Below are 8,122 nucleotides of genomic sequence, written 5' to 3' on the forward strand. Positions count from 1 at the left end.
CGGGGTAAGTGGCATCCCTATGAAGTACCGCAATATATTGATGCTCTGCTAGATGGCGTTGCTTTAATAAATCCTTGAGCAATGTAAGCCATTGAGCCGTAGATAAAGTATCTCCTTGTGCTGGAGAAATGCTAAGGTGATACACTGGCTTTTTGACTCTAGGATTAGTTGCTGCTGTGACTCGAAACGCCTTGGCTAAATCGGTTAATTCTCCATATGCACTCGCTACATTAGTCATCATCAATTCAGCATTGGGCTTCTCCATCACATAGCGCAATACTCCAGTAAAGTTAGAGCCACGGGTAATGTTGGCAATCATAAAGACACCTTATAAATTTCTGACAGCAGTTGGGCAATGGTAACCGCCCGTTCACTAATATCAGGGTGGTTGGTGCTGCGCGCGATCGCACTCAACGCACTCAGTTCCTCAACAAGCTTTGACACCAATATAGAAAGAGTTGTCTTTGAGGAATGGGAACAAGTAGGAGGGCGAGGTAAATTTCGTTTCAAACTACAACGCCGCAGATACTCAGAGATGGAAAGCTTACACTCTGTTGAATATTGCTGCAACAAAAGTAACTCAGCTTCGCTAACGCGCACATTAATTTGTTTGAGTTTAGGTTGATTGTGATTAGGATTGGGAGTTTTCGACTTGTTCATAATAGCCTTAAATTAGCCAAGATTTTTCCGAACCTAACTCTAACTTTAGATATACTTATGTATAGACAATCCTATTGCTTGCTCCTTCAATTCTCCTCTCAAAACCTGAAGTAGGGGTTAAAACTTTCTTGAGTTGCTGGCGAGTGATTTTGAGCAAAATTTGAGTAAAATTTGAGTAAAATTTGAGTAATTTCTGCACTCATCCTCACCGAAAACTAGGGCGAAACTAAAGGGAGTGAGTGAGAACAAGTGCAAAACCCACTCAAAAAAGTGTACAAGAAACTCAAAAAAGTGCAGAAAAACCTCATTAAATTCTGAGTAAAAATACCGAATAGGTAGTGAGAGAGGTAGGGAAAAAAATACAACGAGGCTCATCAAAATTTAAGCGGATTTAGGAGACTCCTCCCTGAAAGTAATTGTGCAACTTCCTCATCATCTCCCTCAAAAATTAATGAGGGGTTCGAGAGTGGTGGAGTTGGATAATTTCCAAATTAATCAGCATCTTTTAATCTAATCTTTTGAACAAGCTCTGGATTCGGTGTTGAGGGTTTGGGGTTTAAGGTTAAAATATAACTGGAGAGTTGGGAGAGTTTGAGGATGGCTTTAACAATTGCTGATGAAGCGTTAGAAAATATTCAGGTTTCGGCTGAGAATCGAGAAAAAGCTTTACAAAAAGCGAAACAGGGGTATGTTATGGCTTTATTGGAGATAGGAGAAATTAGCAGTGGTAGGGCTGCAAAAATTATGGGGGTTTCTCGGTTAGACCTGATTAAAATTATGAATAAATGGGGAATTTCTATTTTTGATGATTCGCAGGAGTTGGAGGAATTACGTCAAGAAGTTGAACAAGCCGAATTGATTTTGAATCAGCAAGGTTTTTAAATGATTATTGTTTCTGATACAACACCCATTAGTGAGTTAGCCAAGGTTGAACTTCTTGATTTATTGCCTCAAATTTTTGGGAAAGTGGTGATTCCGCAGGGGGTATTTGATGAATTACAGACAGGTCAGCATCCCGCCGCGAGTTTTGTGCAGAATTTAACTGGGTTAGAGGTTGTAACGGTCAATAATCAGCAGGTTGTTGAGGAGTTACAAATCAGAAAATGGACTTAGATATCCTTTACCCTTCTGAAAATTATTTCATGAGGTCGCCTTAAATTGGGTTAGATAGACTATTGCAGTGTTCAGCGTTAAATCCTTCTACCTAATAATCTTCCTTGCTTACAGCTTCACACCTCCATCCATCTCTACTTCCGTCCCCTTGGGGTGTGTTTTTTTATCACTTCTGCAAAAACGCTGCTAACTCTCTTCTACAATGGGTTTCATCCTTTACCGTTTGCGGAAATTATTGTTACAACAAACGCACGGACTCCCCCATGTCACCCACCGACCCCTCCCTAGAACGTCTGGAAATTGCCCTCAATGCCAAAATTGAAACCTCCTTTGATCTTCCCCAGGACTTTGATGTGTTGGCGCACCTCCTTTCCGACAAACGCAGCCCCAATACTCGCAAAGCCTACGAAAAAGACATCAATGATTTTTTCCGCCTGATGACGGGGAAACCGCCCACCCCAGACACGGTGCTGGAATTTTTGCACCTGACTCAAAAACAAGCGGTGTCCGTGGTTCTGCGGTATAAATCTCGGCTGATTGAGAAGGGCCTAAAAGAATCAACGGTGAATCGCAGGTTAGCTGCGATTAAATCTCTGACTGCGATGGGACGCAAGTTAGGAGTCTGTGAATATTCCTTGGAAGATATCAAAGGAGAGCGTCTGATGGGGCGATATCGGGATACAACCGGGATTGATAGTTTGACTTATAAAAAGGTGTTGGAGAGTTGCCAACGCAACACCCCGTTAGGGAAACGAGATTACGCCATTCTCCGGTTGCTTTGGGACAATGCCCTACGCCGGGGGGAACTGGTCAAATGTAATGTGGCAGACTTTGACGTTCACAACCGGACTTTATCGATTTTGGGTAAAGGCCGTGGCAGTTATCAGGAACTCATTGACTTATCCCCGGGTACGGTTCAAGCTCTATCGGAGTGGCTGGCTTGTCGAAAGAAAACCACCCCGAATGAACCGCTCTTCACCGCGTTGGATTTCCATAATAAAGGTCATCGTCTCAGTGGAGAAGCCATCCGAGTGATTGTCTGTCGATACTGTAAAGCCGCCGGAGTCACCAAGAAAATGTCCCCCCACCGGATTCGTCACAGTGCCATTACTGCTGCACTCGATGCGACGGACGGGAATGTGCGGAAGGTACAAAAATTATCGCGGCACAAGCAACTTGATACTTTGATGATTTATGACGATAATCGGCAACGGGTACAACACGAGATTACGGGCTTGCTTTCTAATTTGGTTGAAGAATAGTCCGATGAAGGGTTGATAAATTTAACTTAATATTCTAGTCACTCCCAAGATGGACAAAGACACATTAGACTTATTAGAAAACCGCATAAAAACACCAAATATGATAGATAGTTTTGGGGATGAAAATGAACAAGAAAGAATTGACAACCAATCAGATTAAAGCGGGTACAACAAAAATCATGACTCACAGCGAAAGACAGCAGTTTTGGCGGGAGTCGGACTTGGGTAAAAAATTAGGATTTTCCCGTTGAGTGAAAAACAAATTCTAAACAACGATATGATTGACTGAGATGATTTGAAAATTTTATCGGCTCTATCTCAATCAAACTTTAACTCAAATAATGCCCAATTTATACATAATTTGTGGCGCAAATGGTTCAGGAAAAACCACCGCAGCTTTGCAAATTTTACCGAGCTTTCTTGAAGTGTTTGAATATGTAAACGCTGATGAAATTGCGGCGGGGCTTTCACCCTTTAACCCTGAATCCGTAGCGATTCAAGCCGGACGATTAATGTTAGAACGACTCGAAACTTTAGTTAATGCTGAAGCTGATTTTGCTTTTGAAACGACTCTAGCCGCGCGAAGCTTTGCCAGATTTCTAGCCAATTGTAAAAGTAAAGGTTATCAGATTAACTTAATTTATTTTTGGCTCCAAAGTCCAGAATTAGCAATTGCCAGGGTACGCAGACGGGTAGAAAGTGGGGGTCATAATATCCCAGAAGATGTCATTCGCCGTCGTTATGAACGGGGACGGAAAAACCTAACTGATTTGTATTTATCCCTGTGCGATACTTGGATAGTCTACGATAATTCTAGGAATAGTCCTCAACTCGTGGCTGCATTCGCAAACAACCAAGATGTAATGATTTATGAACCCGCCATCTGGAATCAAATCACCCTCTGAAAATAACCCCCCAATTCCCCTAACAGAACTTCATCAAAAAATTGATGCGGGGGTTAAAGTTGCTATTGCTAAAGCTTTAGATAGACATCGGAAATTAGGAGAATCCATTAGTATTTGGCAAGATGGAAAAGTGATCACCTTAACCGCAGATGAAATTCCTCAGCCTCCATCAACGAATCAAAGTTAGCTGTAGAGAAGGGTTTTGGTAGCAATCGTACAGAAACTTACGCTAAGGGCGCTCGCCAAATTCCCCCCATGCCGAGATCCGAGCGAAATTGTGCAACATAAGGCGGTAAGGATCGTTACGACAACCTTCAATTACTTCATGGACATTGCCATGATGCCAAAACAGCTTCCTCTGATAAAATTGCACGGTTTTGTAGCCGAGTCAGGGGGGTGTGACCTCCTGGCTTAGACATCCAGCTACCCATTACCAAATGAATTGAAGGTTTAAAACAAATCCAGGTAAAACATCTTCTCCTGATAAGGTTGAAGGATTCTCTAAAATTTCCTTTTCTTGTCCCTGACGATAAATTTCAACTTGACGGTTTTGGCGATTAATTAACCAACCTAACCGACAACCATTATCCATATATTCCTGCATTTTTTCTTGTAAAGGTTTTAAAGAATCGCTAGGGGAACGCAATTCTATGATAAAGTCAGGACAAATGGGGGGAAATTTCTCTTGCTGTTCAGGGGTTAAAGCTTCCCATTTGGTTAAGGATATCCAAGCCGCATCGGGGGAACGCTCTCCACCATTAGGAAGTTTAAAACAAGTGGAAGAATCAAACCCTATTCCGGTTCCGTCAGTATCCGTCCAATTGGCTAATTGTTGAGCTAATTTTAAATTCCGGTTTCCGGTTGTTCCCCCTGTGGGTGGCATAATAATTAAGTCTCCTTTGGCGGTTCGTTCTAATTTTAATTCCCGGTTTGCGACACAAAGTTGATAAAATTGTTCATCGGTAATCGGGGCAATTTCTGGGTTATTTAAAATTAAGGGTGTCATGTTTTTATCTCCTTGAGTATGGTGATTAAAACTAAACTTATTTAGCAGCTTGTCTGACATCATCTACAGGGAGTTTCTTGAGGGTTTATTTCTTGAATCTGTAATATCTCTAAAAGCTAATAACCATTTTATAATAAAGCTGTCACAAATCGATTTGTGTTTATTTTATAGTTTGAAAAAACTGGTATAGTATTATGATTGCCTTATGACCGAAAGAGCAAGTTTACTTCAACGCTGCTATCAGGGCTTGGCAAACATTCCGATCCGAGTGTTACTGACGGTTCCTTTTATGTTGCAATTGGTGGGAGCGGTTGGGATAGTCGGTTATTTGTCTGATCGAAGTGGACAGCAATCAGTCAGGGAACTGGCAGACCAACTCACACAACAGGTATCGCTACGGATTCATGATCGCCTCACCATCTACCTGCACACCCCCCAAGACGTTGTAGCCGCAAACCATCTGGCAGTACAGCAGGGAACCCTTGACCTAAAAAACTTTGAGCAGCTACAACAGCTATTTTGGCAACAAGTTACCCTTAACCCCTTAATCGAAGGTATCCTCTTTAGCAACGAGGAAGCAGAAGTCATTGCTTATGGTCGTTTTCAGAGTGAGGAAACTGTCAAAGAATCGGAAAAAGTTACTGGGGAAAACTTGTCCGTTGGTATCCCTTTTTTCTATAGTTTGAAAAGTAACGATCTCGGTAAACGGAAATATTATTTGGTTGACCCCAAAGGCAATCCTCGCAAACTCATCTATACCTTCAAGATTGATAACCGCACAACTCCTTGGTATCGCTATGGCAAAGCCACCCGTCAACAAACTTGGTCGCCCATTTCTGTTTACAAGATTTTACCGACTTTAGGAATTTACGCCCTCGCTCCCATCTACGACGCTACCGGAAAATGGCGCGGGGTTTTTGCTTCTGATTTTACCCTGGCTGGATTCAATACCTTTCTGAATCAGCTAAAATTCTCACCCTCTGGACAGACTTTTATCATGGAGCGTTCTGGCAATTTGGTTGCCACATCCACCCTAGAAATACCCTTTGTGAAGCCAGCTTTAGGGGAACCAACGCGATTATTAGCGGTAAATAGCAAGGATACCCGAACACGAGATATTGCTCGGCAACTTACCCACAAATTTGGCAACTTGAGTACCCTGCAAACAACCCAACAATTGACGCTGATGAGTAACCACGAGCCACATTTTGTTCGGGTGACTCCTTACCAAGATCGATATGGTTTGGATTGGTTGGTGGTGGTGATCATTCCCGAATCCGATTTTATGGCAGATATTCGTGCTAATACCCAGCGAACCTGGCTGTTGTGTGGGCTAACTTTAGTCGTGGCAGCAGGGACAGGAATGTTGAGTGCTCGTTGGATTGCCCGACCTATTTATCGATTGCAGCAAGCCGCAGACGCGATCGCCACCGGACAGTTAGATTATTCCGTCGAAACCTGTGGAGTCGGTGAAGTCGCTCATCTAACGATCGCTTTTCAACGGATGGCCCATCAGCTAGAAACATCATTTCGATCGCTGCAAGAGAGCGAACAACGATTTGAGCATCTTCTGCACAACGTTCCAGTAGGAATCAGTGTCTTTGATAGCACCGGAAATCAAATTCTCCTCAATCAAGTGGGTGAAACCATTTTAGGGCAAGGAAATATTTCCAACTTGCCTTTTGAACAACTCTGCCAAGCCTATCAAATCTATCAAGCGGGAACCGATCAGCTTTATCCTGTAGAGCAGTTGCCAGTTACACAAGCACTGCTCGGCGAGACAACTTTCGTAGATGATCTGGAAATTGAAGTCAAGGGTGAGCGAGTAGCGCTGGAGGTTCATGCCATTCCGTTTTTCGATGCAGCAGGCAATCTTCTCTATGCTATTCTTGCCTTTCAAGATATCACGAAACGACGACAAGCCGAGCGGATTTTAACCGATTATTCCAGAGAGCTAGAACACCAGGTTGCTGAACGCACCCAGGAACTCCAACGCAGTGAAGAACGGTTTCGCAGCGCCTTTGAAGATGCTCCTATCGGCATGGCATTAGTAGCACTTCAAGGTCAATTTATTCGTGTCAATCGATCGCTTTGTCACATCCTGGGTTACTCTCAAGAGGAATTGCTGACCAAAACTTTTCCAGAAATTACCCATCCTGATGATGTGGCAACGAATTTAGAGCAAGTACAAAGAGTGATCGCAGGTGAAATTAACATCTACCAAGTGCAGAAGCGGTATTTGCATCAACAAGGTCATATTGTCTGGGCTCTGGTGAATGTATCGGTTGTCCGAGATAGCCGGAAAGATCCTATTTACTTTATTGCCCAAATTCAAGATATTAGCGATCGCTATGCGATCGAACAAATGAAAAATGAATTTATCTCCATTGTCAGTCACGAACTACGAACCCCGCTGACTGCCATTCACGGTTCTCTCGGCATCTTGGAATCGGGAATCTATCACAACAATTCTGAAAAGTTTAACCATCTGATTTCAATTGCCCTCAATAATAGTGATCGACTGGTGCGATTGGTGAATGACATCCTCGATTTAGAACGATTAGAATCGCAAAAAACCGAGTTGGTGAAGGAAGCTTGCGAGGTGACGGATCTGATCGAGCAAGCCGTTGAAACTGTGCAGCCTCTAGCGGATACTGCCAAAATTCATCTCGATTGGACACCGCTTTCTGTCTCGGTATGGGCTGCACCAGACGCGATCGTGCAAACCTTAACTAACCTATTGAGCAATGCCATCAAGTTTTCGCCTGCGGGTAGTACAGTGTCGGTAAAGGCAGAGGTTATCGAAGCGAAGGATTCAAACAGGGAGAAAGTCAGGGAGAACACCCATACCCCACTCCCTTATATTCTCTTTTCTACTCGCGATCGCGGACGAGGGATTCCTGCGGATAAACTCGAAACAATTTTTGGTCGATTTCAGCAGGTGGATGTACAGGATTCCCGACAAAAGGGAGGAACGGGTTTAGGACTTGCTATTTGCAAGAGTATAGTTCAACAGCACCAGGGACAGATTTGGGTAGAGAGTGTGTGGGGCACAGGAAGCACCTTTTATTTTACCCTACCCGTTCAGCCACAAGCGGAATAATCGAGAGAATGGGAAATTTTCTCCTTCTCATATATTTCTTATATTTTTCCTCTATCTTGCTTAGTTGATAGAC

At 43.2% G+C, this 8,122-nt stretch carries 10 protein-coding genes and 1 pseudogene; 8 read left to right on the forward strand and 3 right to left on the reverse strand.

Translation table 11 applies throughout. The annotated features are described in order from the left end of the window. Window positions 1-265: relaxase/mobilization nuclease domain-containing protein (locus PL9214_RS00005; RefSeq protein ID WP_186440265.1), on the reverse strand; the 265-nt coding region annotated here is incomplete at its 3' end. A gap of 50 nt (window positions 266-315) precedes the next feature. After that, window positions 316-660, reverse strand: coding sequence for a plasmid mobilization protein (locus PL9214_RS00010; RefSeq protein ID WP_072716806.1), 345 nt, complete (start codon window positions 658-660; stop codon window positions 316-318). A gap of 597 nt (window positions 661-1,257) precedes the next feature. Between PL9214_RS00010 and PL9214_RS00015 the strand changes: the two genes are divergently transcribed. The 7 genes and pseudogenes from PL9214_RS00015 to PL9214_RS32965 all read left to right on the forward strand — a co-directional run. Next, a complete protein-coding gene (locus PL9214_RS00015) occupies window positions 1,258-1,542 on the forward strand; it encodes a UPF0175 family protein (protein ID WP_072716807.1) in 285 nt (94 codons plus the stop codon). Continuing rightward, window positions 1,543-1,773, forward strand: coding sequence for a PIN domain-containing protein (locus PL9214_RS00020; protein WP_222425175.1), 231 nt, complete (start codon window positions 1,543-1,545; stop codon window positions 1,771-1,773). It abuts the gene before it with no gap. A gap of 263 nt (window positions 1,774-2,036) precedes the next feature. Further along, entirely contained in the window at window positions 2,037-3,035 is a 999-nt protein-coding gene (locus PL9214_RS00025) for a tyrosine-type recombinase/integrase (protein WP_072716808.1), read from the forward strand. Between the two features lie 125 nt (window positions 3,036-3,160). After that, window positions 3,161-3,286, forward strand: a complete 126-nt coding sequence (locus PL9214_RS32610; protein ID WP_281250281.1) for a hypothetical protein — start codon at window positions 3,161-3,163, stop codon at window positions 3,284-3,286. Window positions 3,287-3,373: 87 nt separating this feature from the next. After that, a complete protein-coding gene (locus PL9214_RS00030) occupies window positions 3,374-3,940 on the forward strand; it encodes an ATPase (protein ID WP_281250282.1) in 567 nt (188 codons plus the stop codon). After that, window positions 3,906-4,127 (forward strand): hypothetical protein, encoded by a 222-nt coding sequence (locus PL9214_RS00035; protein WP_072716810.1) that lies wholly within the window; start codon window positions 3,906-3,908, stop codon window positions 4,125-4,127. The genes PL9214_RS00030 and PL9214_RS00035 overlap by 35 nt, the downstream gene beginning before the upstream one ends. A 107-nt stretch (window positions 4,128-4,234) precedes the next feature. Further along, a pseudogene (locus PL9214_RS32965) lies at window positions 4,235-4,342 on the forward strand (HNH endonuclease); the annotation flags it as partial. Window positions 4,343-4,370: 28 nt separating this feature from the next. On the opposite strand, the gene PL9214_RS00045 reads toward PL9214_RS32965, so the two are convergent. Next, a complete protein-coding gene (locus tag PL9214_RS00045) occupies window positions 4,371-4,946 on the reverse strand; it encodes a Uma2 family endonuclease (RefSeq protein ID WP_072716811.1) in 576 nt (191 codons plus the stop codon). 205 nt (window positions 4,947-5,151) lie between these two features. Between PL9214_RS00045 and PL9214_RS00050 the strand changes: the two genes are divergently transcribed. Then, a complete protein-coding gene (locus PL9214_RS00050) occupies window positions 5,152-8,049 on the forward strand; it encodes a HAMP domain-containing histidine kinase (protein WP_072716812.1) in 2,898 nt (965 codons plus the stop codon). The last annotated feature ends 73 nt before the right edge of the window (window positions 8,050-8,122 follow it).

Origin of the sequence: Planktothrix tepida PCC 9214 (genome assembly GCF_900009145.1) — a bacterium.
In the GTDB taxonomy this organism is placed as follows: domain Bacteria; phylum Cyanobacteriota; class Cyanobacteriia; order Cyanobacteriales; family Microcoleaceae; genus Planktothrix; species Planktothrix tepida.

What these genes read in the sequence shown, in the direction of transcription:
- PL9214_RS00045 (WP_072716811.1), bottom strand. Translation starts at nt 4,946, where the DNA reads ATGACACCCTTAATTTTAAATAACCCAGAAATTGCCCCGATTACCGAT.
- PL9214_RS00015 (WP_072716807.1), top strand. Translation starts at nt 1,258, where the DNA reads ATGGCTTTAACAATTGCTGATGAAGCGTTAGAAAATATTCAGGTTTCG.
- PL9214_RS00010 (WP_072716806.1), bottom strand. Translation starts at nt 660, where the DNA reads ATGAACAAGTCGAAAACTCCCAATCCTAATCACAATCAACCTAAACTC.
- PL9214_RS00050 (WP_072716812.1), top strand. Translation starts at nt 5,152, where the DNA reads ATGACCGAAAGAGCAAGTTTACTTCAACGCTGCTATCAGGGCTTGGCA.
- PL9214_RS00020 (WP_222425175.1), top strand. Translation starts at nt 1,543, where the DNA reads ATGATTATTGTTTCTGATACAACACCCATTAGTGAGTTAGCCAAGGTT.
- PL9214_RS00025 (WP_072716808.1), top strand. Translation starts at nt 2,037, where the DNA reads ATGTCACCCACCGACCCCTCCCTAGAACGTCTGGAAATTGCCCTCAAT.
- PL9214_RS00035 (WP_072716810.1), top strand. Translation starts at nt 3,906, where the DNA reads ATGAACCCGCCATCTGGAATCAAATCACCCTCTGAAAATAACCCCCCA.
- PL9214_RS32610 (WP_281250281.1), top strand. Translation starts at nt 3,161, where the DNA reads ATGAACAAGAAAGAATTGACAACCAATCAGATTAAAGCGGGTACAACA.